Source organism: Arthrobacter cryoconiti, from assembly GCF_020905375.1.
GTDB classification, from domain to species: Bacteria; Actinomycetota; Actinomycetes; order Actinomycetales; family Micrococcaceae; genus Specibacter; species Specibacter cryoconiti.
Genome location: NZ_JAJJBU010000003.1, coordinates 172,725 through 197,511, shown reverse-complemented (window position 1 = coordinate 197,511; position 24,787 = coordinate 172,725). Strand labels below are relative to the sequence as shown.

Here is a 24,787-nt window from a genome sequence, read left to right as displayed (position 1 = left end):
GGCAGAGCGAAAAGAAGACCCACTGGTGGGCAGACTCGCAACGAGCACTCCTCCAGCCTAGTTCAGATGCTGGATTCAGACGCTTGGTTCAGATGCTTGACGTGGCGGCTGAGGTCTTTATGGGGAACCGGGGCAAAATCATCCCACGCGCCAGCACAATGGCATACGTCCGGCGTCCACCATGGAGCCAAGGCCGCAATCGTCTCGTCTCCCAATGGGTTCACGCCAGGTCCGGCAGAAAGTGCGTGACCGACGAGGGCGTGCAGACACTTCACACGGGTGGGCATGCCACCAGCGGAGACACCGTCAATTTCGGGCACTGGTCCCGTTCCAGAGCGTTCCCCGATCTCGGCGCGGGCACGAATATAGGCCTCGTGGGATCCTTGATAAGCGCTGGCTAGTGCCGCATCGGTGGTCAGCCGCTCACTCATTTCGTTCATCAGACCAGCAGCTTCCAATCGGGATGCGGCTGCCGTGATGACCGGGTGTGTCAGGTAAAACGTTGTGGGAAAGGGAATTCCGTTACTTAGCCGCGGGGCTGTAGCCGCCACGAGCGGATTCCCGCAGACACAACGCGCGGGGATTTCGACTACGTCGCGTACAGGACGGTTGAGCTGACGGCTGAGAGTATCCAGGTCGTGTTGGGTGGGGGTGCGTCCGCTTGTCGCGGGGCTGGTTGATGCTGGCACCGACGGCCTTCCTTGGTTTTTCGCGATACCGCTCCGGTCCCTCCGGTGAACGGTACGATTACGGTTGCAAGGCGCAGGCACCTTGGGTTCAATCATCTATTTTACAGTGCCTGATCCGCACTGGGTGCTAACTCAATAATTCACCGTGAAGCCGGCTTCGCCCCATTTCCGCGACAGGGTCCGTCAATGGATTTAGTTGCCAGCGGCGGGAGCCTGCACTGCGGGAGGCTGCTCTGCGGGAGGCTGCTCTGCGGGAGGCTGCTCTGCGGGCGCTGGCACAGCGGGTGTCTTGTCAGCCGGGGCGGGTGCGACTTGTGGGTCGGCGGACTTCTGGATTGATTGCCACAGTCCGTCCACCCATGGTTTATCGGTGACTGTGGTGGCATTGTTGGCAGATAAGTCAACCGATCCTGGATTCCCAGCTGCGGCCGTCTTTCCGGCGTCGGACGTACTCGCGTTGGCCCCATACACCCAGTAGCCCGTCTCCCCGGGCAGCAACATACTGACACGGTCGCGGGCTTGCTGCTTGACGTATTCGGGGTCATCCCAGCGAGCGAGCTCGGTTTTAAACGTGCTCTGCTGACTTGTTTTGGCGGCAATGTCCGCCTGCAAGGCAGAAATTTCGGCGCGTTGCTCCAAGAACGTGTGCACATTGGGTGCCAGAATCAGCGTGAGTGTTGCCATGGCCACGCCAATAACCACTAGACGACCGTTGAACGTGCGGGCCGGAACCACGCCGTCGTTATCCGAACGGATAACCCCTTCACTCTTTCCCGGGCCTGTGCCATTGTTCTTGGTGCTGCCCCCAGGACGCGCCTGGCCACTTCGGGCGTTCTGCGATTTTCCATGGCCGCGGGCTGTTTCCGCTGATGAGACAGGCACGCGATGTTCTTTGCGCTGGCGGGTTGGAGCCGTACCATCTTGCGTGTCCACGGTAAGCGGAGCCGGCTCGGTCTTAGTCCCGGAGTTGTGCTGTGCGTGTGGCACTTTGGGACGACGCGTTGCCATGACTCTCCTGATACCTCTGCTACTGCCGTTGGAAGCCAAAAGACGTAACTAACGCCGAAAGGACCGACAACGGACTTTGGTGTATTCCACCTTAGCCAGTCGCCGGTCCCTTCGGCACCAATGGCGCGCTGATTAGCCTTGGAAACGCGGGAAAGCGCTGCGTCCGGCATAGCGTGCTGCATCTTCAAGGTCTTCTTCGATGCGCAAGAGCTGGTTGTATTTGGCCACGCGCTCCGAGCGTGCCGGGGCTCCCGTCTTGATCTGACCGGCATTAGTTGCCACGCAGATGTCAGCGATGGTGGTGTCCTCAGTCTCGCCAGAGCGGTGCGAGGTGATGGTGGTGTAGCCGGCGCGTTGGGCCATGGAGACGGCGTCCAAGGTCTCGGTCAGTGTACCGATCTGGTTCACCTTCACGAGCAGTGAGTTGGCAGTCTTTGATTCGATGCCACGGGAAAGACGCTCGGGGTTGGTCACGAACAAATCATCGCCGACGATCTGAACCTTGTCACCCAGTGCATCTGTTAAGGTCTTCCAGCCCTCCCAATCGTCTTCGTCTAAAGGATCCTCAATGGAGACGAGCGGGTAGTCGGCGACGAGTTCGGTGTAGTAGGCACTCATCTGAGCCGCAGAAAGAGCTTTTCCTTCGAACTGGTAAGCGCCGTCCTTGAAGAACTCGGAGGAGGCAACGTCCAGTGCCAAAGCCACGTCCTTGCCCGGCTCGTAGCCGGCACGCTTGATGGCTTCTAGGATCAGATCCAGCGCTGCTCGGTTGGAGGGCAGATTCGGCGCGAAGCCGCCTTCGTCGCCAAGACCGGTAGAAAGACCCTTTTCCGCAAGCACAGCTTTGAGGTTGTGATAGACCTCAACGCCCCAACGCAGACCCTCAGAGAACGTGGAGGCACCCAACGGGACGACCATGAATTCTTGGATGTCGACGTCGGAGTCAGCGTGGGAGCCGCCGTTGAGGATATTCATCAGCGGAACCGGCAAAACGTGGGCATTCGGACCACCCAAGTAGCGGTACAGCGGCAAGTCTGCAGAGACGGCAGCAGCACTGGCAACGGCCAGAGAGACACCCAAAATGGCGTTTGCTCCCAGTTTCGCCTTGTTGGGTGTGCCATCCAATTCCAGCATCATGGAGTCGATCAGGCGCTGCTCAGTGGCATCGATTCCCTCGATCTCCGGGGCGATAGCTTCAAGGACAGCTTCCACTGCCTGCAAAACTCCCTTGCCCTGGTATCGGGATTTGTCACCGTCCCGACGCTCCACTGCCTCAAAGGCTCCGGTGGAGGCTCCGGAAGGGACGCCTGCGCGGCCTACGGAACCGTCAGCTAGGAGGACCTCAACCTCAACGGTTGGGTTCCCCCGGGAATCCAAGATTTCGCGTGCGTGAATGGCTTCAATAAGTGCCACGTATTGCTCCTTTTTTGAGCTTCGAGCGGATAAAAGTCGACCTCGCTGTCGGCACAATCCTAACGGGTTCCGCTGACGGGATGCTCATTGCTACGTCCGGAACTTGCGCGGGTAGGGCAAGTTTGCATGAACTTGCACCGATGATGCACCAGCGGCCCGCAACGGTTAGCTGACTGTGCCTTGTTATTCTCTTTATTCTCGCCCGGTCGCTAGGCGGTCCCCGAACCGTTTTGGACGCGGCGTACCTCCGCGCGCAAGGCGCGTTCGGCATCTAGACCTTGGGTGCGGGCTCCCCGAACGACGTCGAAAAGCACCTTTCCCAACTCTTCTTCAGTCTGCGGATGACCGGCTGGCAGGGGTTGTTCCACCCCGCGACCCCAGAGCCGGTCAAGAGTCTTCGCCGCCAACGAGAGCGCTGGCAGCGTGGGAGGGATCGAGCCAAAGGTACCCATGGCAGCTGCCGGCTCAGCAGATTTTGCTGCCTCATAGCTCCGCTCAATTTCGGCGATGCTGTCCGGAAAATGGTCTGCCAGTGTGCCGTCTGGATGAAAAACATGCGGGTTGCGTCGGATCAGCTTTGCATGCAGGGTCTGTGCGACGTCGGCGAGTGTGAAGGCGCCAGCTTCTTGCGCCAACAGTGCGTGGAGCATGACCTGATACAAAACATCCCCTAGCTCCCCCACCAGTTCTGCCGTGTCCAGTGGGCCAGGCGCCTCGACGACTCCGGTCAGCTCATGGGCCTCTTCAAGGAGATAGCTGATCAGCGACTCGTGCGTCAAAGCCGCAGTCCACGCACAGTGTTCACGCAGTGCGGCGATGACCTCAGCGAGGCGTTCGACGGCGGCTCCCCCAGTTTCGACTGGCTCAAGGGCGCCGCCGTCGGCCAGGTTAGCTCCCGGCATTGTCCTCATCTGCACTGCCAGCTTCGTCATCAGAGTCGTCGGAGTCGTCGGAGTCGTCGAGCTCGCTGGCCTCTTGATCATCCATAACGTCCTCGAAGCACTCGATGATGTAATCGGCCAACTGCTCGCGCGCCTCGATCGGCAAGAAGGCAGCATGCACGGCGTTGAGCTGAAGCTCCAGAATCGTCTCAAGTCCGTAACCGAACGTGTCCGCGAGTAGTTCCAGCTCTCCGGTGAGAGTCACACCGCTCATGAGTCGGTTATCCGTGTTGACGGTGACATTGAAACCAAGCTGGTGCAACAGGTCAATCGGGTGCTCGGAAATCGTGGTGCCGAATGCGGCGATCGCACCTGTCTGAAGATTCGACGATGGGCACAGTTCCAGCGGAATCTCCCGGTCACGCACCCACTGCGCCAGGTCCCCCAAGGTAAGAGTTCCGACGTCGTGCCCGTCCTCCTGCGCAACGTCTAGGTGGATGTCCGCGGCGATCTGCACCCCATGACCCAGGCGAAGCGCACGGCCGTGAACCAGCGCATCCTGGATGCTTTCAAGTCCGGCGGCCTCTCCGGCATGGACGGTGGTAGGGAAATTGTTTTCTGCCAAAAACGTAAACGCCTCAGTGAAACGCGAGGGCAGGAAGCCCTCTTCTGCTCCGGCAATGTCGAAGCCCACCACACCGTTGTCACGATGACGGACGGCAAGCTGTGCGATTTCGGCGCCATTGTCCGTATGGCGCATGGCTGTGAGAATCTGGCTGACCTCAATGTAGCCGCCGGCCTCGTCGACGTCGTCCATTCCGGCCTCAAGGCCTTCCTGGATGGCTTCAACGGCGTCATCAAGAGAGAGTCCGGCCGTGAGGTGCTGCTCCGGCGCCCAACGCACCTCGCCGTACACCACGCCGTCATCGGCTAGGTCTTCAACAAATTCCCGAGCCACCCGTACCAAAGCGTCATGGGTCTGCATCACGGCAACCGTGTGCTCAAAGGTTTCCAGGTAACGCCCAAGTGAGCCCGAATCCGCCGAATCTAGGAACCACGCGCGCAGTTCATCAGGATCGGTGGCTGGCAATTCATGGCCGATCTGCGCTGCCAGCTCAATGATGGTTGTCGGACGCAGGCCTCCGTCAAGGTGGTCGTGCAAGGAGACCTTCGGCAGATTTTTAATGCCAATTGCCGGAGTGAAATCGGTGTATTGGTCCTTCGTTAGGTTAGTCACAAGCTCCACTCTAGGGAGCAGGGCGTTCCTACGCTAGTTCTTGGCTGTGCCGTGCGCTATGGGCGTATCGCTGGGTGGAAGCGCCGAGTCATCTGCTTCTTGCAGAAGCTGCGTAGTTTCAGCGGCGTGATCTGGCTGCTCCGAGGGAACAGCGGTATCAGCGTGTCCAAAATGGCTCGCATCTCCGGTATGGTTCGCGTGTTCGGCCGCCCGCCTTCTGGCCTCTGCAGCGAGCTGGGCAGCCTTCAAACCTGGTTCCGGGCGCGGTTCTAGTTTTCCGCGCTTTTCCAAGTGGTGGTGCAGAATCTTCATAGCGTGGTCCACCAGGAAGCCGATCACAATGGCAAAAGCAATGGCAATCCCGACACCCAGAAGCGGGTTATGGTGCACCCATCGGCCCGCAAAGGTGCCAATCGCCACCGAATAGCCGGCCCAAGTCACTACGGCTATCCCGTCCAGGACAACGAATCGTCGCCAAGGGAAATGTGTGGCCCCCGCTGTGAAGTTCACCGCAACTCTGCCCACGGGGATGTAGCGGGCAGTGAAAATCAAGATGGCACCGCGCTTTTCCAGCTCACGTCCCGCCCAGGCGAATGCCTTGGCACCCTTTGGCTTGCGCATCCATTTGAATCTGTCAGTGCCAAGTTTCCTGCCAAGAAAATAGGCAATGTTATCGCCTATGATGGCGCCAATCGAGGCGCCCATAATCAGCAGCCAAATATTGGGGGACCCTGTGCGCGCAGAGATGGAAGACAGCGCCACAATGGCCGTCTCACTCGGCAGGAACAGGAAGAAACCGTCGATCAGGCAAAACAGAGCAACCAGTGGGATGATCCACCACTGTGCTGACGAATGGGCAATACCGACATTGATCTGATCGATGATGTGTAAAAAATCCACCGGGGATGGTTCCTCTCCTCTGGCGGGGTGTCACTCATTAGTTTCCCACGCTGGCCCGCATGTCGGTATCCGCCTTGCGGCCGACATTTCACTGCGCTACTCCACCTATGGGATGAGCCCACCATACTTATGGTGACTTTTAGGTCCATTTCACCGACGCTCGGTGCGGGAGCGTTGTGCAAAAGTGCCCCTAAAGTAACCGAGCGTTGCTAGCAGATACGGTCAATGATGAGCTTCTTCCCCTGCGCGGAGCCCTGTGGAGCAATCCGCACGGCTCCCTCAAGTGCTTCCCGGGCCCGCTCAAACTGTTCCGGGGTATCCGTTAGCAGCGTCATCAGTGGATCGCCGGCCCGCACTACGGCACCCGGTTTGGCGTGCATACGCACCCCAGCCCCGGCCTGGACCACGTCTTCCTTGCGTGCCCTCCCGGCGCCCAAACGCCAAGCGGCTATTCCCACACTCAGAGCATCCAGTTCGACCAGCACGCCGTCCTTCGCCGCGTAGATGGTCTCGGATTCCCGTGCCACCGGCAATGTGGCCTCAGGGTCTCCACCCTGGGCGCGAATCATCCGCCGCCACACATCCATCGCCCTGCCATCCTTGAGCGCGGCGGCCGGGTCGGCGTCGTGAACGCCAGCGCACACGAGCATCTCCTGCGCAAGCTTCACGGTCAGTTCGACGACGTCGCTCGGGCCACCTCCGGCCAGCACCTCCACCGACTCTTGAACCTCGATGGCGTTCCCCGCCGTCAGGCCCAATGGGGTGGACATATCCGTCAGCAGTGCAACGGTGTTGACCCCAGCGTCCTTGCCCAGATCCACCATGGTCTGCGCCAATTCCCTGGCCATGTCCACACTCTTCATAAACGCACCGGAGCCCACTTTGACATCCAGCACTAATGCTCCGGTGCCTTCGGCGATCTTCTTGCTCATGATGGAGGAGGCGATCAGCGCGATCGACTCCACAGTGCCGGTGACATCGCGCAAGGCATAGAGCTTTTTATCAGCCGGCGCCAGGCCCGCGCCAGCGGCACAAATAACTGCGCCGACCTCGGAGAGCTGGCGCATCATTGCTTCATTGCTGAGATCAGCACGCCACCCAGGAATGGACTCGAGCTTGTCCAATGTGCCACCGGTATGGCCTAGCCCGCGACCGGAAAGCTGGGGTACGGCGACACCAAAAACGGCCACGAGGGGAGCCAACGGGAGCGTGATTTTATCCCCAACCCCGCCGGTGGAGTGCTTGTCACTGGTAGCCATGGGCGCGCCTGCCGGGGTTCGCAAAGTGGAGAAGTCCATCCGCTCCCCCGAGGTAATCATGGCTGTCGTCCACTGCGAGATCTCAGCCCGGTCCATCCCATTGAGCAAGATCGCCATGTTCAGGGCCGCCATCTGCTCGTCAGCGATTATTCCTCGCGTGTACGCATCGATCGTCCAAGCAATTTGTGCTGCGCTGAGCGTTCCGCGATCACGCTTGGTCGCAATGATATCTACGGCGTCGAAGGCTCGCTCGCTAAAGCCACTCATGGGTTTTTCTCCAGATTTTCGGGACCAAAGGCGTCGGGTAGTACATCATTTATGGTTTTGATTCCGTGGCTGGTCATCAGGACCATTTCTTCAGAACGGAACTCATAGAGCAGTTGGCGGCAGCGTCCGCACGGCATCAGCACGGAACCAGCCGCATCGACGCAGTAAAACGCGCGGATCCGCCCACCGCCACCCATGGCCATGGCTCCTACCATGGTGCACTCGGCGCACAAGGTCAGCCCATAGCTGGCGTTTTCCACGTTGCAGCCACTCACAACCCGCCCATCGGTGAGCAATGCAGCGGCCCCTACCGGGAACTTTGAGTAAGGTACATAGGCGTTAGTCATCGCGGCCGTGGCGGCAGCGTGCAGGACGTCCCAATCAATGCTTTCCAACAGACTTCCTATCCCTTGATGTACGGTTCACCGTCGGCGGCTGGCGCCCTGGATTTACCAACAAAACCGGATACCGCCAGGATCGTCAGCGCATAAGGCAACATGGCCAGGAACTGTCCATCGATCGGCGTACCGGCCAAAGACAAGATGCTCTGCAAGTTTCCTGCCACACCGAACAGCAAAGCTGCCAGAGCCGCACCAATCGGGTTCCAACGTCCAAAGATCAGGGCTGCCAAGGCGATGAAGCCCAGTCCGCCGGTCATATCCTTGCTGAAACTGCTCACGGCCACCAAAGTGAAGTAGGCACCTCCCACGCCAGCCACTGCACCGCCAGCGATCACGTTCAGAAAACGAGTCCGGTTGACGTTGATACCCACAGTGTCGGCAGCCTTGGGGTGCTCGCCCACGGCCCGGATTCGCAAGCCCCACCGTGTGCGGAAAAGCCCGAACCAGATGACAACGATCAATACCAGCATGAAGTAGCCGATGATGGACTGGCGGAACAGAGTCGGACCGATCACGGGGATCTCAGAGAGCACTGGAATGGGCAGGTTGGGCAGTTGGGTCGGCTGGTTGAAAATCGTAACGCCGTCGACCTTGGTCTTCATGATTTTTTCAAACAGGAAGCCCGTAAGTCCGGAAATCAACACGTTCAAGACCACTCCCACGATGATCTGGTTGACCACGTACTTGATGCTGAAGACCGCCAGCAAGAAGGAGACGAACATACCAGCGACGGCGGCCGCAAATAGGCCGGCAAACGCGTTGTGTGTGATGGAGGAGACCAGTGATGCCGTGAAAGCGCCAGCCAACAGCTGGCCCTCAATGGCGATGTTGACAACACCGGATCGCTCACACAGCACACCCGATAACGAACCGAACACCAGCGGAGTGGTGATCAGCATGGCGCCGGTAAACAGACCTACCAACGTGATGTTCTGCGTATTTGTACCGCCGATGATCCACACCAACAAACCCATGACGAAAAGCACCGCAAACGTCATCGTCACCCATTTGGAAATACGTCCCTCATTTTTCATCTGCTGGTAAGACCGGGCAGCCAACGCCAGAGCTCCAACGGCTACGACGATGCCAAATATTTTGGCCGGAACCACTAGATTGGGCACCTGCCAGGCATCACCGTCTTGGGAGAGACGGAAAGTTGCATGCCCGTCAGGGCCCAACAGGACGAAGACGACGACGGCAAATACTGCCAGTACGCCAAACATAATGGGCGTGCGCCAGCTACGTATGGCAACACGGTCCGCCGCAATAGACGGCGAAAGCTTTGCTGTGACGCTCATGCGCTGACTCCTTCACGGCGGGATTCCTTGATTCTAAAAATGGACCGAATCAAGGGTGGGGCGGCAATGAACAGCACAATCAGTGACTGCACCACCGCAACGATGTCAATGGAAACGTCGGCATTGACGGCCATGGAAGTACCGCCGGCCTTGAACGCGCCAAACAACAGCGCGGCAAAGAACGTCCCCCAGGGTTTGGAGCGGCCCAGCAGCGCTACTGTGATCGCGTCAAAGCCAATGCTCCCGGCAATCTCAGAGTCCAAAGACTTCTCCGTACCAGCGATCTGTGCCACGCCAGCCAACCCGGCTAGTGCACCGGAAATCAACATGACGGTGATGTATCCGCGGGAGACGAGCATACCGGCGGTGCGGGCCGCTTTTGGATTTGCCCCGATGGCCCGGTATTCAAACCCAAGAGTAGAACGGTTCAAGAGCCACGCAACACCGATTACCGCCAAGATAGCCAAAATCAGGCCTGCGTGGACACGGAAGTTGGGACCCAACAAGAGCGGGAACAGGGCGTTGGCATCCATCTGCGGGCTGATGGGGTTGCTGCTGTTAGGGTCCTTGAGCTGATTTTTCAGCAGGTACAGCACTAATGAGATGGCGATGTAGTTGAGCATGATCGTCACGATCACCTCGTGCGCACCTGTTTTTGCCTTCAGGAATCCAGCAATCCCACCCCAAATAGCGCCACCAAGCGCCCCAGCCAAAATAACGACTAGCAAGTGCACGACGGGAGGCAAGTGCATCCCGAACCCTACGGCACCAGCAAACGTGGCGCCAAGAATGATCTGTCCCTGTGCTCCGATGTTGAACAGCCCGGCACGAAATGCCAAGGTGACGGCTAGCCCGGAGAAAATAAGTGGTGTGGCGAAGGTCAACGTTTCAAAGATTCCCAACTGTCCTTGCCAAGTGCGGGCTGTGGGGTCGTAAGTCGCCCCGCGCCATAAGGCACCGTACGCTTCAGAAATTGAAGACCAGATGGCGGACAGCGTGGCCATGGGATCGGCAAAGAAATAGCCGGACGCTGCGCTGACACGGGGGTCTGTGACAGCGATCAGAATGCCACCAATGACCAAGGCCACGACGACGGCGAGCACGGAGATCACAGCATTGCCGCTCATGATCTCTCGAACTAGGTGTGTTCCTTCGCTCTCCTTCGCCGGCGGGCTGGGGGTTTTAGCGGTTTCGATCTGTTGACTCATGAGCGCTCTCCTTCCATGGTTGCTGCGTTGCCGTCAAGCTGTGCCTGTGCTTCGTTGGCAGGCAGGCCAGCCATCATCAGGCCCAGCAGTTCGCGGCTGGATTTTCCGGGCACAATGCCCATGAGCTTGCCAGCGAAAAGGACAGCAATACGGTCCCCAAGTTCCAAAATCTCATCGAGCTCGGTGGAGACAATGATGACGGGTGTGCCGGCGTCACGCTCGGCCACAATGCGTTTGTGTAAGAACTCGATCGAACCCACGTCCACACCGCGGGTGGGCTGAGAGGCGATGAATAGCTTCAGCGGCCGCGAAAGTTCACGGGCCAGCACAACTTTTTGCTGGTTTCCGCCGGAGAGGGTGTCGGCTGCGTCTTGTGCGGATTGCGTGCGTACATCGAACTCCGCAACCTTTTCCTCGGCGTTCTTGCCGATGACTGCCCGGTTCATGGACCCCCACCGCGAATAGGGTTCCTTGGTGTACAGGTCCAGAACAAGGTTTTCGGCAATGGAGAATTCGCCCACCAGACCGTCATCCTGACGGTCCTCGGGCACAAAGCCGACGCCGGCGTCGAGGACCTGACGCACACTGCGGCCAACGAGTTCATTGCCATCGAGCATGATGGAGCCACTGATGTGCTTATGAAGTCCCAGAACGGCCTCGGTCAGCTCGGTCTGCCCGTTGCCCTGAACACCTGCCACGGCAAGAATCTCGCCGTCTGCCACGGAGAAGGAGATATCGTCCAACAGCCTCTGCCCGGCGTCGCTCATAACGGTCAGATTGCTGACCTTGAACGTGAGGTCCCCGGGCGTGGCCGCGGCCTTGTCCAAAGTCAGGTTAACGGCGCGGCCCACCATCAAAGAGGCCAGTTCCGTGGTGGAGGTACCCGGTTCGGCCGAACCCACCACTTTGCCACGACGAATCACCGTGATGGTGTCCGAGATGGCTTTGACCTCGCGCAGCTTGTGCGAAATGAACACAATGGAGGTCCCATTGGCTTTGAGCTGGCGCATGATCTCCATGAGCTCATCCGTTTCTTGCGGCGTCAGCACAGCCGTGGGCTCGTCCAGAATCAAGATCTTGGCTTCACGCACTAGAGCCTTAATGATTTCCACGCGCTGTTGAACTCCCACTGGAAGATCTTCAACGAGCGCGTCGGGGTCCACATTGAAACCAAAGCGGGCGGAAACCTCACGCACCTTAGCCCGGGTGTCATTGAGATTCAAGATGCCGCCAAACGTGGTGCTTTCGCCGCCAAGGGCCACATTCTCTGCCACAGTGAACACAGGAACCAACATGAAGTGTTGGTGCACCATGCCGATTCCGGCCGCCATTGCGTCGGCGGGGCCGGAGAACTTTACGGGTTGATCGTCAATGAGGATTTCACCGAAAGTGGGTTCATACAGCCCGTAGAGAACATTCATGAGCGTGGACTTGCCGGCGCCGTTTTCGCCGAGGAGGCTGTGAATCTCACCCGATTCAACCACCAGGTCAATGTGGTCGTTAGCTACGAGGGCACCAAAGCTTTTGGTGATGCCCTTGAGTTCAAGTTTCAAGGTTTTAACCCGTCTTGTGGAAATAGTGTGCGGATTTTGCGCTCCGCACTTGTGCCTAACCGACTGTGCGCCGCACCGCCAGCCCGAAGGCTGGCGGTACGGCGCATCAGAGTTCGAAAAAATTTACTTCTTGGGGCTGGACTTCGACTCCACCTTGATGGAACCGTCGATGATGCCCTTCTTGATGGTTTCTAGCTGAGTCTTGGTGTCCGCGCTAACGGCCGAATCCAAGTCGTGGAACGGTGCTAGTGCAACGCCACCATTTGCCAAAGTACCAATGTACGGCGTCGCGGAGTACTTGCCCGCCAGGTCGTCCTTGACGATCGATTCTACTGCGTCACCCATGGTCTTGATAACCGAGGTCAGCAGGATGGACTTGTAGGTGGGGGCCGTCAAGTAGCCGTCGGAGTCAACCCATACGAGCTTGACGTCCTTGCCGTTCTTGTTCGCTGCCAGGATCGCGTCGCCGGCACCCTTACCAAGCGGTCCGGCAACGGGCATGATGACGTCTGCGCCATCATTGATGAGGTTATTGGTCGCCTTGGTACCTTCTTGGATGATGTCGAAGGTGTTGGTGAACACGCCCTGCTGGGATGCTACGTCCCAACCGCTAACCTTGACGTCCTTGCTGTTTTTTTCGTTGTAGTAAGCCACGCCCTCAGCGAAACCGTCCATGAAGACGGTCACTGTGGGGATGTTGATGCCACCGAACGTGCCTACCTTGCCCGTCTTGGAAGCGGAAGCGGCCGTGTAGCCGGCTAAGAAGGCAGCCTGCGCCGTGTCATAAACTATCGGCTTGACGTTGGGCAGATCGATCGAGCTGTCGTCAATGATGGCAAAGTGCGACTTGGGGTCCGCTGTAGCCACCTTCTTGGTAGCATCTGCCAGCAAGAAACCGACGGTGAACGTCAAGTTACATCCGGCGTTGGTCATCTGGTTCAGGTTCGGCTCAAAGTCAGCCTTGGTGGTGGACTGGGCTTCCTTCATCTTGATACCCGTATCCGCGACAGTCTTCTTCAAGCCTTCGTAGGAAGACTGGTTGAAGGACTGGTCATCGAATCCACCGGAGTCAGAGACGATGCAACCCAGGTAATCCGCCGCACCAGCGTTTCCGCTGGCGTTGCCACCTGAGGGGGCCGGGGCCTGGCCACAGCCTGTGAGCAGGAGCGCCATTGCCCCCAGGGTCACCGTACCTACGGTAGCCCCGCGTTTGAACGTGCCCGTGATGTTGTTTTTCAAGATTCCTCCATAAGGTGTCAATCCGTGCGCGGTATCCCCATTCCCGCATCACGATGTTACACAACACACTAATGGTGGACGCTACCCGCGGGTAGCCGGATTGGCCTACCCGCGGAGCATTGTTGGGGAACCGTTACCATTTACCCCTTCGCTACGGGAGGGTGACGACCATTTTTCCGGTATTGGCGCCACGCATCAGATCGATGAATGCCTGAGGGGCATTTTCCAGTCCCGCCACCACCGTCTCATCAAAATGCACGTCTCCATCAGCCATCCAACGCTTCATTCGGGTGGCGAATTCATCGCTCAAATCTTGATGAGCACCCACCAGGAATCCGCGCAGCGTGAGCTGTTTGCCAATAGCCAGCGGGAGATTTCTGATCCCCACGGGCGCTTGCGTGCTGTTGTAGACGGAAATTGCTCCACACAGGGCAAAGCGGGCAAACGGGTTGGCCAATGAGATGGCCGCCTCAAGCTGCTCTCCGCCCACGTTGTCAAAGTAGACGTCAATCCCAGAACTTGCCCCCAATGCCGCACGAAGCAAATCCTTCGCCGGACCATCATGATAATTAAAGGCGGCGTCAAAGCCGAGCTCCAGCAGATGAGCCACCTTTTCCGGTGAACCAGCGCTGCCGATGACACGCGATGCCCCCAACGCCTTGGCAATCTGACCCACCAGTGAGCCCACAGCACCTGCGGCACCAGATACGAAAACCGTGTCCCCCGGCTTGAAATCCGCCACCCGCGTCAGGCCGGCATAGGCCGTCAGACCCGTCATACCCAGTGCTCCCAGGAACGCCGTGGGGGACCCCAGGGAGGGATCGACTTTTTTGGAAGACGACGCCGGCAACACGGCATAGTCCCGCCATCCCAGTCCATGCACGACGACGTCGCCCTCCTTGCGCTCAGCGCTGCGGGAGGAGACCACCTCACCGACGGCACCGCCGTCGAGCGCTGCATCCAGAGCAAAGGGCGCGCTGTAAGACTTCACATCATTCATCCGCCCGCGCATATATGGGTCAACGCTCATGGCCAGATTGCGGACCAGGATTTCCCCTTCAGCCAGCTCCGGCACAGGATTTTCGACCAGCCGGAAATTCTCCGGAACAGGCCAGCCCTGAGGCCGCGAGACCAACTGAATTTCGCGTGCTATCAATTCCTCACTCATGCCGCAACCTCCGTAGGGGCGAGCGTAAGCTGGACGTCCACGTTGCCGCGCGTGGCGTTGGAGTAGGGGCAGACCAGATGAGCTGCATCCACTAGCTCCTTCGCCTCTTGGGCTCCCAGCTGCGGCAGTGAGATCTCTAAGCGCACGCCTATCCCGAAGGCACCATCGCCGACGGCGCCGAGGTCAACTTCGGCACTCACGACAGAGCCCGTAACGTCCGCCTTGGCTCGGCGAGCGACGATTCGCAGTGCCGAATGGAAGCAGGCAGCATAACCGGCGGCAAACAATTGCTCCGGGTTGGTGCCATTACCGTCCCCACCCATTTCAACGGGTGAGGCCAAATCAACAACGAGTTTTCCATCGTCGCTGCGTGCCGAGCCGTCCCGGCCATCGCCGGTTGCTGTCGCGGATGCGGTGTAGAGGACCTTCATGAATGCTCCTTCATAGATGCTGTTAATGAATTTGGCGCTGCATTAGGGGTCAGCGCTGCATTAGGGGTCAGCGCTGCATGCAGGGCGCCGGTGACCTTAGCCAACGTTTCGTTCAACTGTGCTAAATCGGCCGCGCTCAAGCCAGCCGCTCGAGCTATTTGTTGTGGGATTTGCTCCGCTTGGCTCCGGAGTTCTTCCCCGCGCGCAGTGAGGTGTACTTGAAGTTTTCGTTCGTCCTCAAGCTGACGCCGTCGTTCTAGGAAACCCGCAGCTTCAAGGCGCTTGAGCAGTGGGGACAAGGTACCCGAATCCAACTCCAACTCTTCCCCTAGCTCCTTGACGGACACGCCGTCGCGCTCCCAGAGGAGGAGCATGAGCAGATATTGCGGATACGTCAGGCCCAGCTGTGCCAGCAGCGGACGGTAGACCGCCGTTGCCGCTCGGGACGCCGCGTACAAGGAGAAACACACTTGGTGCTTGAGAATAGTTCGATCACCCATGGAAAGAGCCTAGCCCTCTTTTAAATTGTTCGCAACTTCATTGTGCACAATCTTTTGGATTGAACTTCGCCAAGTATTTGGAGTTCAGCCATTTCTACCTGCAGGGTCAGAGAGTACGGAGGGCGCGGAGAGCTGCAGCACACAGCACGCGGATACCCACGGAAAGCGCCCGTTCATCCACCACGTAATCGCCGCGGTGCAGATCAAATTCCTCACCACCGGGAACATGCGTACCAAGCCGCATCAGCGAGCCTGGCACCCCTTGCAGGAACCACGCAAAGTCTTCTCCACCCATGGATTGCGGGGCCAGGACCACTGAAGATTCTCCCAGCTCCGCGCGGGCGGCCGCCTCGATCAGAGCCGTTTCGTGTTCCGCGTTGACCACGGGAGGGACCCCCCGGGTGTGTTCAAGGTGGACGTCGACGCCGTAGGGCGCCGCCACTTGCGAGACCACGTCATCAAGCAATTCCCCGGCCGCATGCCAAGCTTCCCGATCCAGGCAACGCATTGTCCCACTCATAACGCCGTGGCTAGGGATGGCATTGGGTGCCTGCCCAGCGCTGATCTGACCCCACACCATGGATACCCCGCTACGCACGTCAACACGGCGGGAGAGGACTGCGGGCACGTTGATGGCAATCTGGGCCAACGCAAAAACCAGATCTTCGGTCAGATGAGGTCGGGAACTGTGCCCGCCCCGGCCGGAAAGTTCAATTCTGATGGTGTCCGAGGCGCTCGTTATGGGACCGATCCGTGTTCCGATCGACCCCACCTCTATACGCGGATCGCAATGCAGCGCCATGATGCGAGGCACCCCGTCCAATGCACCCTGGTCAATGCAGGCCAACGCTCCCCCGGGGAGGGTTTCTTCCGCCGGTTGAAAGATGATGCGCACGCTCCCACCAAGCGGTGTATGCGCGTGCATGCGGGCCAATACCAGGGCAATGCCCAGCATGCTGGCCGTGTGGAAGTCATGGCCACAACCATGCGTGACGCCATGGTTATGGGAAGCGAACGGCAGTCCCGTCTCCTCAACGATCGGCAGGGCGTCGATGTCACCGCGCAGGGCCGTGGCGATAGGGCCGTCCCCAATATCAACGATGACGCCGGTGCCCTCTAAGCGACGCGGCGATAACCCTGCCGCTATCAGCCGGTCATAAATCTTCGCGGTGGTGCGGTGCTCTTGGAAAGATAACTCGGGATGGGCATGCAGGTCCCGGCGAAACTCGATGAGTTCCGCCAGTAAAGGTTCCAGCCAGGGGCCCACCAGTTCGGTTGGTTCTATTTCCAGTGAGTAATTGCGCACAGTTCAAACTCTAACCACGTCGTTGCTCCCGCACGGAATTAGCAACGGCACATTACACCGGGTTGCTTCAAGCGGTTGCTGCTACAAGACGTCGAGGTCTCCGTTGAGCTTCAAGCCATCAACCGCCTTCTTGACCAGCTGGGCATGGGCCCTCGTGGTCACCAGAAGCGCATCCGGGGTATCCACGACCACCACGTCCTGGATACCAATTAAGGCAATGACCCGTTTGGTGTCGGTGACCACTATTCCGGTGCTGTCCTCAGTGAAGACCCGTGGAGACTCACCGATGACCTTCACATCTTTAACTTCTTTGGCACTGCTCAGACGGGCGATCGCCGCGAAATCGCCGACGTCGTCCCAGCTAAAGTCAGCGGGGATCATCGCCACATCACCCGCGGCGGCAGCGGGTTCGGCCACAGCGTAGTCGATCGCGATCTTGGGCAAAGTGGGCCACACCCGCTTCTTCACCGCCACGCGTTCCGGGGTGTCCCAAGCCAACGCAATTTCCATAAGCCCGTCGTAGAGAAGCGGCTCGTTGGCCTTCAGGTGACGCAACATCAGCTCAACGGGGGCCACGAACATCCCTGCGTTCCAGCTGTAGGCGCCGCTTTCCAAATACTTTTCAGCAACCTCTTCGCTGGGCTTTTCCACAAACTCGGCGACGTCACAGGCATGCGGGGCGCCCTCAATCTCCAACGCGGCACCCATCTTGATATACCCAAACCCGGTGGAAGGATGTGTGGGCTTGATGCCGATGGTGACGATCTTGCCCGTTGCTGCAGTGTAGATAGCCTCGCGAACGGCCTCTTGGAATTTTTCGTCCGGGCTGATCACTTGATCAGCGGCGAAGGAGCCCATGATGGTTTCCGGATCGCGGGTGAACAAGATGGCTGCCGCAAGGCCGATCGCAGCACCGGAATCCTTAGGCTCTGATTCCAACACCAGATCGTCGTCCGCTAGCTCCGGAAGTTGGCGACAGACGGCGTCGCGATGCGCTTCGCCCGTAACAAGGAGGATACGGTTGCCGCTAATCGGTTCCAGACGGTCATACGTGGCGCGGATAAGCGTGCTGCCACTGCCAGTAAGATCATGTAAAAACTTTGGCGCAGCGGCCCGGGATAGCGGCCACAAGCGGGTGCCGACACCCCCGGCAGGAATAACCGCAAAGAATTTCTCCAGAGGGCCTCGCCCGGCGGGGGCTACATGGGCCAAATTTTCAGTGTTCATCGCCTCAACTCTAAACGATTGACCTCTTGAACCCGGGCTTCTGGGCTTGAAACGGGCAAAGATCAGCCTTGGGGATGACCGCTGACTGTGTAACCCGACAACTATTGCCCATGGACTACCTCAGCGATTTCTCCCGCCCATAAGGGAACTTTGTGACAAGACTGTGATTTGTCCCATAGGGCAAGGAGTGCCTAAGTTGAATATGCTGTAAGCGAAGCCTAAGTTTAGGCTGAGTTATGAGTGCTCACGCCGTGTGCGTTTCCCCGCGTGGAACCACGCCAGCGTCACGGTGATGCAGGAAGGTTTATTCAGTGCCGACAAAACCAGCTGGCACTCTGTACCGCGGCCGAGAAGGCATGTGGTCCTGGGTGGGACATCGGATTACCGGTGTAGTGATTTTCGTTTTCCTGTTGGTGCACGTTCTGGACACCTCCTTGGTGCGAGTGTCCCCGGAAGCGTACACAGCAGTTATTGGGGCATATAAGAACCCCATCATGGGCTTGGGTGAAGCAGCCCTAGTTGCCGCAATCGTGTTCCACGCCTTTAATGGCTTGCGCATCATTGCCATTGACTTCTGGAAGAAAGGCCCCAAGTACCAGCGCCAAATGCTCTGGACCGTTTTGATCGCTTGGGTTGTGGTCATGATTCCGTTCTTGATCCGCCACCTCACCATTGTCTTCTCAAATTTCTTCGGGGGGCACTAAATGAGTTCCAACATGATCGCATCGCCTCGCTCCAACAGCGCGCAGTCTCCGCAATACAAGCGCAACAAGGCATCACACTCCAGCTTTGAGATGTTCGCCTGGTTATTCATGCGCCTCTCCGGAGTGGTGCTCATTGTCCTGATCTTCGGGCACCTGTTCGTCAACCTCCTAGTTGGCGAGGGCATCCACGCCATCGACTTCGGTTTCGTTGCAGGCAAATGGTCCAGTCCGTTCTGGCAGGTCTGGGACCTGGCCATGCTGTGGCTGGCTATGTTGCACGGCACCAACGGTGTCCGCACCATCATCAACGACTACGCGGAGCGTAACGGGACCCGTATGACGCTCAAGACGGTTCTGTACGTTGCCGCCGGCGTCATCATTGTTCTAGGTACCTTGGTGATTTTCACCTTTGATCCGTGCCCGGCCGGTGCAGTCATCGACCTTCCCTCCTTCTGTCCCGTTCCCTAAGGATCGGCTAATTCCCGGTACCATCCGCCCGGGAACTGAAGTGAACACAGGCAATTTGAATGCAGTAAAGAGAGAAAGAGCATCCAGTATGCAGGTCCACAAATACGACGTCATTATCGTCGGGGCCGGTGGCGCAGGAATGCGTGCCGCCATTGAAGCCGGCCAGAATGTCCGTACGGCAGTGCTGACCAAGCTCTACCCCACCCGCTCACACACGGGTGCAGCCCAGGGCGGCATGTGCGCCGCTTTGGCCAACGTGGAGGAAGACAACTGGGAGTGGCACACCTTTGACACCGTCAAGGGCGGTGACTACCTAGTTGACCAGGACGCGGCAGAGATTATGGCTAAGGAAGCCATCGATGCCGTGATCGACCTGGAAAAGATGGGTTTGCCGTTCAACCGCACACCCGAAGGCCGTATTGACCAGCGCCGCTTTGGCGGGCACACCCGTGACCACGGCAAGGCACCGGTTCGCCGGTCCTGCTACGCCGCTGACCGCACGGGCCATATGATTTTGCAGACCCTGTATCAGAACTGCGTCAAGCACAACGTTGAGTTCTACAACGAGTACTACGTTTTAGATCTACTCACTGTTGAGGAGGACGCCACCCGCGAGGATGGCACCCCGTACAAGCAAAAGCGCATTGCCGGCGTCGTCTCCTATGATCTGGCCACTGGCGAACTGCACGTATTCCAGGCTAAATCCGTGATCTTGGCAACGGGTGGGGCTGGCAAGGTTTTCAAAACCACGTCCAACGCACACACCCTGACCGGTGATGGCATGGGCATCGCGTTCCGCCGCGGCATACCCCTAGAAGACATGGAATTCTTCCAGTTCCATCCAACGGGACTGGCCGGTTTGGGCATTCTGCTTTCCGAAGCCGCCCGCGGTGAAGGTGCCATTTTGCGTAACTCCGAGGGCGAACGCTTCATGGAGCGTTACGCCCCCACGATCAAGGACTTGGCGCCTCGTGACATCGTGGCCCGCTCCATGGCGAATGAGGTCCGTGAGGGCCGCGGTTGTGGCCCGAACAAGGACTACGTCCTTCTGGATTTGACTCACCTGGAACCAGCTCATATTGATGCCAAACTCCCGGATATCACCGAGTTCGCTCGCACGTATTTGGGTGTGGAACCGTACACGGAACCGGTACCGGTCTTCCCGACGGCTCACTACGCAATGGGTGGAGTACCCACCAACGTCTCAACCGAGGTACTCCAGGACAACGACACCATCATTCCTGGCCTGTTCGCGGCCGGTGAAGTTGCCTGTGTCTCCGTCCATGGTTCCAACCGTTTGGGTACCAACTCATTGCTGGACATCAACGTATTCGGCAAACGTGCCGGGGTTGCCGCTGCCGCGTATGCCCAGCGCGCCGATTTTGTCGACCTTCCGGAAAACCCTGAAGCTGGCACCATAGCCCTCTTGGAGCACGTCCGTATCTCCGACGGCGGCGAAAAGGTGGCGGCGATCCGCAAGGAACTCCAGGACACCATGGATGCCAACATGCAGGTGTTCCGCACGGCCGAGTCGATCGATAAGGTCCTCGCGGACATCGCATCCTTCGAGGAACGCTATTCACGCATCACCGTCCAGGACAAGGGCAAGCGCTTCAATTTGGATCTGCTCGAAGCCGTTGAATTGGGCTTCTTGCTGGAACTCGCCAAGGTCATGACAGTTGCAGCCCTTCACCGCCAGGAATCTCGCGGCGGACACTACCGCGAAGACTTCCCGGAGCGTGATGACGAGAATTTCATGAAGCACTCCATGGCTTACAAAGACGCTGAGGTTACGGCTGATAGCTCGCAGGAACACATTGCTGGCATCCGTCTAGGCACCAAGCCTGTTGTCGTCACGCGCTACCAGCCGATGGTAAGGAAGTACTAATGAGTCCCATAGAAACTGCCGAAACCGCTCCGGAGCCGGCATCAAAGATTGAACTGCCCGCCCATTTGGGCGGCGGCGGCGAAATACCCACCTTTGACGTCACCTTGCGTGTGCGCCGCTACGATCCTGAGTTTTCCGAGGAATCGAAGTGGGAAGACTTCACCATGACCATGTACGGCACCGACCGTGTGCTCGACGCCCTACACAAGGTCAAATGGGAGCAGGACGGTTCGCTGTCCTTCCGCCGCTCTTGTGCACACGGCGTGTGTGGCTCGGATGCCATGCGCATCAATGGCCGCAATCGTTTGGCCTGCAAGACGCTGCTCAAGGATTTGGACACGTCAAAGCCCATTCTCGTCGAACCCCTGAAGGGTTTGCCGGTGGAGAAGGACTTGATCGTGGACATGGAGCCGTTCTTCCAGTCCTACCGAGAAGTCATGCCGTTTTTGATCAACCGAGGCCACTCCCCTTCAAAGGAGCGTCTGCAGTCCGCTGAAGAGCGCGCGCGTTTTGACGACACCACCAAGTGCATCCTCTGCGCTGCGTGCACGTCATCTTGCCCCGTGTTCTGGACCGACGGCCAGTACTTCGGTCCCGCAGCCATCGTCAACGCCCACCGATTCATCTTTGATTCGCGCGATGACGCTGGAGATATGCGCCTGGAGATCCTCAACGATAAAGAGGGTGTGTGGCGTTGCCGCACTACCTTCAACTGCACCGAGGCATGCCCCCGCGGCATCCAGATCACGCAGGCCATCGCTGAAGTCAAGCAGGCCATTTTGTCCCGTCAGGTCTAGGTTCTAGCACTTTCGAAGGCGCCGCTCCCCCTTGGGGTGCGGCGCCTTCTTTCCGCCGAGTCTGACGGAGCGCGCCCACGCAGACGTAGCGCAACGACTCTCTCGCAACGTTCCGTCTTCCTCGGCACATTCGGTAGCCCGCTAGTTATCCACAGATACAGTTATGCCCCGTCCGTTCCCCCATTTCTGTTCCACGATTGAGGGATGAACGCATTTTCCGAGCACGACGGCGCAGCATCCTCGAGCGCACTGCTCCATGACACTGGACCCGGCAACAGCAAGGCAGCGAGTTTCCGCCCTCTGGTCGCGCGCTTCGAAGCAGCATTCGCGGTGAAGCGGATTGTGTGGCGGACGGCCCAACTGCGTGAGGCGGGTTTCGGCGACCGTGCCATCCGCCGTCTTTTAGAGCAGGGAATCTTGGCACGACTCCGGTATGGCTGCTACGTACGGGCCGCGTGGTGGAATGGTTTGTCGTTGGATGCCCGCCGCCTCAATAGGGTGCTCCTGCATGCATTTGCGACTCTCACGTCCTCTGCCACGGGATTTGTTTACAGCCACACCTCTGCCGCAATCCTCCACGGCCTATTCCTATGGAATGTGGATGACTTTATTCACATTACGCAGCCGAAGAAGCCCTCTAGCATAGGCGCCGGCCCGGACACGAGGATTCATCGCAGCCCCCTCGATGATGAGGACATCGTTGTCATTCGCCGTCTACGAGTCACCTCGCTCCTGCGCACCGTGATCGATTGCGCCTTAACGCTGCCGTACAGACAAGCGCTCATCATTGCCGATCATGCCCTCCGCATGGGCGTTTCACTGCCCACCTTGATGGCAGCGGCTGATCGGCTCTCTTCCCATCGCGGGATTCGAACCCTGCGCAAGGTGCTCCTCAATGCTGATCCCCGCTCGGAATCGCCCGGCGAAACGTTGACCCGAGACTTAATGCGGAAACTGTTAATCGAGCCTCCCACGCCCCAAGTGTGGATTGCCACCCGCGTTGGCCGCCATCGGGTGGACTTCGCCTGGATTGCAAAGCGCGTAGTGCTTGAATTTGATGGCAAAGGCAAATACTTCAACTACAGGCCCACCGACGAAGCCCTTTTTCAAGAGCGTAAGCGTGAGACCGCACTCATTGAGGCGGGATGGACGCTCATCCGTGTGCAATGGAAAGACCTCTTCAATGAAGCTGGCTTTAAGTTACGCATCCTCGCTGCGCTGGCGAAATGACGACGCTCCTGCGCCGAGTCTGACGGAAACCGCCGACACAGACGAGGCGCAGCGGCTATCTCGAAACGCTCCGTCGGCCTCGGAAGGCTCGACGGCGCAGCCTAGGCGCGCAGATCCGCCGCCCGGACGGCGGCTATCGCCGCTGCAACCAAGTACACCTGGCTTAGGAGGAAGAACCACACGAACAAGCCCAGGATGACTGCAAACGGCGCTAGCAGAGCGTTATTCGTGATCCCGTTGAGCAGCACCGTACTGAAGAAGCGGAGCACGGTGGCCCCCGCTCCGGAGAATATAGCTGCAAACAGCAGCACCCGAATCGGCATCCGAACCCGCGCGGCAATGCTGAACATGACCATGGCCACCGCAGTGTCCAACAAGAACATCACCACGATCGAACCAATACGCGCAGTTATGCCAGTCCAGAACTCACCCCACCCGAAAGCACTACCAATACTCGCTAGGGCGGCCGTGTTCAACACACCCAAGGCGCTGGTCAGCACTAAGGCCACGGCTAGGACGAGCAGTGTGCCGGCGTCGCGCACCTTCGACAAGACGGGGTTGGTCCGGTCCCGGGATAGACCCACAACAGACCGGATCCCCTCACGGAGTCCGTTGATCCACCCCATGGCAGTCACCAATAGTGCTAAGAGGGAGATGATCAGAGTCAGCCCGAAGTCGCTCCCACCCAGGAGCTGTTCAGGTGACGCCAGCCCCCCATTGCCGGTGTCGATCAGACCCGGGGTGCTTTCAGCAACAGTGTTAATAACGGCTTCACGCAATACTGCATTATCCGCAGTCGTCATGGTGAAAATGGCGAAACCCGCCACCAACATCGCGCCCACGGAGAAAAACATCAGGTAAGCGTTACCGGCGGCCATCAAGGGGCCACGACGACGTGTGTAGAGATTCCAAACGCGTATGGGCAGCAGTGTCCCGAGCCATGCATTCGCCCAGACGAAGCCAGCAGATACACGCCCAACAACGCTGCCGCCGTCGTTCGCTGCCACGAAAGCGGCATGCTGAGCCCCCGACCACTTCTTCAGAGCCGCGCGATCCAGCGGACTAGGTGGCGGCTTGGGCGGGGCGGCAAGCGGCCTCTGGGCACGAATTCCGACTGGCCCGGCGCCGAGAGAGTGGCCGTGCTCGCGCCTACCCTTTTGGTTTGGTTCCTCCCCCAAGACTCAGCTCCTCACGCAATACCCAGCCGTCGTCGGCATAATCGTAAAGCCCAATGCTATCTACCTCGAAGTCTGCCGCGAAGGCCGCCATTTCAATTTGGGCGCGCGCCATAGTCTCAGCGTCTAGATCATGGGCAATCGTCAGATGCGGATAGAAGCCGAAATCCAGTAGATGCTCCACCGGCCCTTCCAGCAGCATCTCATGGAGGTCCCGGCACTCCTGTACGCCATCCACCAAGTTCAAGAACACTACGGGTGACACCGGCAGAAAAGTCCCAGTACCCCGCAGTGAAACGTTGAACGGGGTGGTACTGCGAGCAACTTCGCGGACGTGGTGCGCAGCATCCGCCCAGTGCGCAAGCGCCCGACCGGACACGAGCGTGATGTGGGCAGGGACGGCGACGGCATCTTGCTTCGCGTAGCGGCTGCGCCAACGGCCCAGCTCATCAGCCAAGTCAGGGGGCATCGTGATGATGACTCCCACGCTGTCGTGCTGGGGCGCAGGAGACGCCCCGCTCTGTCCAATGCCCGGCATCG

24 protein-coding genes are annotated in these 24,787 nt (G+C 58.8%); 5 read left to right on the top strand and 19 right to left on the bottom strand.

Annotated features, from left to right (window positions below; all coding sequences use genetic code 11):
- Positions 1-62: 62 nt before the first annotated feature.
- From LOH53_RS01140 to LOH53_RS01060, 17 genes are all read right to left on the bottom strand, one after another.
- Positions 63-689, bottom strand: coding sequence for a DUF501 domain-containing protein (locus tag LOH53_RS01140; protein WP_230065881.1), 627 nt, complete (start codon positions 687-689; stop codon positions 63-65).
- 192 nt (positions 690-881) lie between these two features.
- Positions 882-1,697 (bottom strand): FtsB family cell division protein, encoded by an 816-nt coding sequence (locus LOH53_RS01135; protein ID WP_230065880.1) that lies wholly within the window; start codon positions 1,695-1,697, stop codon positions 882-884.
- A 132-nt stretch (positions 1,698-1,829) separates the two neighbouring features.
- Complete coding sequence (eno, locus tag LOH53_RS01130) at positions 1,830-3,110, bottom strand: phosphopyruvate hydratase (RefSeq protein WP_230065879.1); 1,281 nt, start codon at positions 3,108-3,110, stop codon at positions 1,830-1,832.
- 209 nt (positions 3,111-3,319) lie between these two features.
- Positions 3,320-4,012 carry a MazG nucleotide pyrophosphohydrolase domain-containing protein gene (locus tag LOH53_RS01125; RefSeq protein ID WP_230065878.1) on the bottom strand — a complete coding sequence of 231 codons (693 nt, stop codon included), beginning with the start codon at positions 4,010-4,012 and terminating at the stop codon, positions 3,320-3,322.
- Positions 3,999-5,228 (bottom strand): adenosine deaminase, encoded by a 1,230-nt coding sequence (locus LOH53_RS01120; RefSeq protein WP_230065877.1) that lies wholly within the window; start codon positions 5,226-5,228, stop codon positions 3,999-4,001. Before LOH53_RS01120 ends, LOH53_RS01125 begins: the two co-directional genes overlap by 14 nt.
- 33 nt (positions 5,229-5,261) lie before the next feature.
- Complete coding sequence (locus tag LOH53_RS01115; protein WP_230065876.1) at positions 5,262-6,128, bottom strand: DedA family protein; 867 nt, start codon at positions 6,126-6,128, stop codon at positions 5,262-5,264.
- A 209-nt stretch (positions 6,129-6,337) separates the two neighbouring features.
- Entirely contained in the window at positions 6,338-7,654 is a 1,317-nt protein-coding gene (locus LOH53_RS01110) for a thymidine phosphorylase (protein ID WP_230065875.1), read from the bottom strand.
- Positions 7,651-8,049: a cytidine deaminase gene (locus LOH53_RS01105; protein ID WP_376991928.1), complete on the bottom strand. Its 399-nt coding sequence runs from the start codon at positions 8,047-8,049 to the stop codon at positions 7,651-7,653. The genes LOH53_RS01110 and LOH53_RS01105 overlap by 4 nt, the downstream gene beginning before the upstream one ends.
- Positions 8,050-8,057: 8 nt before the next feature.
- Entirely contained in the window at positions 8,058-9,353 is a 1,296-nt protein-coding gene (locus tag LOH53_RS01100) for an ABC transporter permease (protein WP_230065874.1), read from the bottom strand.
- Positions 9,350-10,561: an ABC transporter permease gene (locus LOH53_RS01095; RefSeq protein WP_230065873.1), complete on the bottom strand. Its 1,212-nt coding sequence runs from the start codon at positions 10,559-10,561 to the stop codon at positions 9,350-9,352. Before LOH53_RS01095 ends, LOH53_RS01100 begins: the two co-directional genes overlap by 4 nt.
- Positions 10,558-12,114, bottom strand: coding sequence for an ABC transporter ATP-binding protein (locus LOH53_RS01090; RefSeq protein ID WP_230065872.1), 1,557 nt, complete (start codon positions 12,112-12,114; stop codon positions 10,558-10,560). Before LOH53_RS01090 ends, LOH53_RS01095 begins: the two co-directional genes overlap by 4 nt.
- A gap of 123 nt (positions 12,115-12,237) precedes the next feature.
- Positions 12,238-13,353 (bottom strand): BMP family lipoprotein, encoded by a 1,116-nt coding sequence (locus LOH53_RS01085; protein ID WP_230065871.1) that lies wholly within the window; start codon positions 13,351-13,353, stop codon positions 12,238-12,240.
- A gap of 151 nt (positions 13,354-13,504) precedes the next feature.
- Positions 13,505-14,521, bottom strand: coding sequence for an NADP-dependent oxidoreductase (locus LOH53_RS01080; RefSeq protein WP_230065870.1), 1,017 nt, complete (start codon positions 14,519-14,521; stop codon positions 13,505-13,507).
- Entirely contained in the window at positions 14,518-14,952 is a 435-nt protein-coding gene (locus LOH53_RS01075; protein ID WP_230065869.1) for an organic hydroperoxide resistance protein, read from the bottom strand. Before LOH53_RS01075 ends, LOH53_RS01080 begins: the two co-directional genes overlap by 4 nt.
- Positions 14,949-15,452 carry a MarR family winged helix-turn-helix transcriptional regulator gene (locus LOH53_RS01070; protein WP_230065868.1) on the bottom strand — a complete coding sequence of 168 codons (504 nt, stop codon included), beginning with the start codon at positions 15,450-15,452 and terminating at the stop codon, positions 14,949-14,951. The genes LOH53_RS01075 and LOH53_RS01070 overlap by 4 nt, the downstream gene beginning before the upstream one ends.
- Positions 15,453-15,558: 106 nt before the next feature.
- Positions 15,559-16,758 (bottom strand): amidohydrolase, encoded by a 1,200-nt coding sequence (locus tag LOH53_RS01065; protein WP_230065867.1) that lies wholly within the window; start codon positions 16,756-16,758, stop codon positions 15,559-15,561.
- 81 nt (positions 16,759-16,839) lie between these two features.
- The gene (locus LOH53_RS01060; protein ID WP_230065866.1) at positions 16,840-17,985 is read right to left on the bottom strand and encodes a mannose-1-phosphate guanylyltransferase; all 1,146 of its coding nucleotides are present in this window, start codon (positions 17,983-17,985) and stop codon (positions 16,840-16,842) included.
- A 311-nt stretch (positions 17,986-18,296) separates the two neighbouring features.
- Between LOH53_RS01060 and sdhC the strand changes: the two genes are divergently transcribed.
- From sdhC to LOH53_RS01035, 5 genes are all read left to right on the top strand, one after another.
- Positions 18,297-18,689, top strand: coding sequence for a succinate dehydrogenase, cytochrome b556 subunit (gene sdhC / locus LOH53_RS01055; RefSeq protein WP_230065865.1), 393 nt, complete (start codon positions 18,297-18,299; stop codon positions 18,687-18,689).
- Positions 18,690-19,157, top strand: a complete 468-nt coding sequence (locus LOH53_RS01050; protein ID WP_230065864.1) for a succinate dehydrogenase hydrophobic membrane anchor subunit — start codon at positions 18,690-18,692, stop codon at positions 19,155-19,157.
- Positions 19,158-19,245: 88 nt separating this feature from the next.
- Entirely contained in the window at positions 19,246-21,045 is a 1,800-nt protein-coding gene (gene sdhA / locus LOH53_RS01045; protein ID WP_230065863.1) for a succinate dehydrogenase flavoprotein subunit, read from the top strand.
- Positions 21,045-21,842, top strand: a complete 798-nt coding sequence (locus tag LOH53_RS01040; protein ID WP_230065862.1) for a succinate dehydrogenase iron-sulfur subunit — start codon at positions 21,045-21,047, stop codon at positions 21,840-21,842. The genes sdhA and LOH53_RS01040 overlap by 1 nt, the downstream gene beginning before the upstream one ends.
- Positions 21,843-22,046: 204 nt before the next feature.
- A complete protein-coding gene (locus LOH53_RS01035; RefSeq protein WP_230065861.1) occupies positions 22,047-23,072 on the top strand; it encodes a type IV toxin-antitoxin system AbiEi family antitoxin domain-containing protein in 1,026 nt (341 codons plus the stop codon).
- Positions 23,073-23,173: 101 nt separating this feature from the next.
- Here the strand turns inward: LOH53_RS01035 and LOH53_RS01030 are convergent, their stop codons facing one another.
- Both LOH53_RS01030 and LOH53_RS01025 read right to left on the bottom strand, forming a co-directional pair.
- The gene (locus LOH53_RS01030) at positions 23,174-24,250 is read right to left on the bottom strand and encodes a YihY/virulence factor BrkB family protein (protein ID WP_230065860.1); all 1,077 of its coding nucleotides are present in this window, start codon (positions 24,248-24,250) and stop codon (positions 23,174-23,176) included.
- Positions 24,222-24,785, bottom strand: a complete 564-nt coding sequence (locus LOH53_RS01025) for a 2'-5' RNA ligase family protein (protein WP_230065859.1) — start codon at positions 24,783-24,785, stop codon at positions 24,222-24,224. Before LOH53_RS01025 ends, LOH53_RS01030 begins: the two co-directional genes overlap by 29 nt.
- Positions 24,786-24,787: the final 2 nt, after the last annotated feature.

Excerpts from the sequence above, each read along its gene's own strand:
- LOH53_RS01075 (WP_230065869.1), bottom strand. The coding sequence starts at position 14,952 with ATGAAGGTCCTCTACACCGCATCCGCGACAGCAACCGGCGATGGCCGG.
- LOH53_RS01035 (WP_230065861.1), top strand. The coding sequence starts at position 22,047 with ATGAACGCATTTTCCGAGCACGACGGCGCAGCATCCTCGAGCGCACTG.
- LOH53_RS01070 (WP_230065868.1), bottom strand. The coding sequence starts at position 15,452 with ATGGGTGATCGAACTATTCTCAAGCACCAAGTGTGTTTCTCCTTGTAC.
- LOH53_RS01095 (WP_230065873.1), bottom strand. The coding sequence starts at position 10,561 with ATGAGTCAACAGATCGAAACCGCTAAAACCCCCAGCCCGCCGGCGAAG.
- LOH53_RS01110 (WP_230065875.1), bottom strand. The coding sequence starts at position 7,654 with ATGAGTGGCTTTAGCGAGCGAGCCTTCGACGCCGTAGATATCATTGCG.
- LOH53_RS01135 (WP_230065880.1), bottom strand. The coding sequence starts at position 1,697 with ATGGCAACGCGTCGTCCCAAAGTGCCACACGCACAGCACAACTCCGGG.
- LOH53_RS01040 (WP_230065862.1), top strand. The coding sequence starts at position 21,045 with ATGAGTCCCATAGAAACTGCCGAAACCGCTCCGGAGCCGGCATCAAAG.
- LOH53_RS01080 (WP_230065870.1), bottom strand. The coding sequence starts at position 14,521 with ATGAGTGAGGAATTGATAGCACGCGAAATTCAGTTGGTCTCGCGGCCT.
- LOH53_RS01025 (WP_230065859.1), bottom strand. The coding sequence starts at position 24,785 with ATGCCGGGCATTGGACAGAGCGGGGCGTCTCCTGCGCCCCAGCACGAC.
- LOH53_RS01100 (WP_230065874.1), bottom strand. The coding sequence starts at position 9,353 with ATGAGCGTCACAGCAAAGCTTTCGCCGTCTATTGCGGCGGACCGTGTT.
- LOH53_RS01050 (WP_230065864.1), top strand. The coding sequence starts at position 18,690 with ATGAGTTCCAACATGATCGCATCGCCTCGCTCCAACAGCGCGCAGTCT.
- LOH53_RS01125 (WP_230065878.1), bottom strand. The coding sequence starts at position 4,012 with ATGCCGGGAGCTAACCTGGCCGACGGCGGCGCCCTTGAGCCAGTCGAA.
- LOH53_RS01060 (WP_230065866.1), bottom strand. The coding sequence starts at position 17,985 with ATGAACACTGAAAATTTGGCCCATGTAGCCCCCGCCGGGCGAGGCCCT.
- sdhA (WP_230065863.1), top strand. The coding sequence starts at position 19,246 with ATGCAGGTCCACAAATACGACGTCATTATCGTCGGGGCCGGTGGCGCA.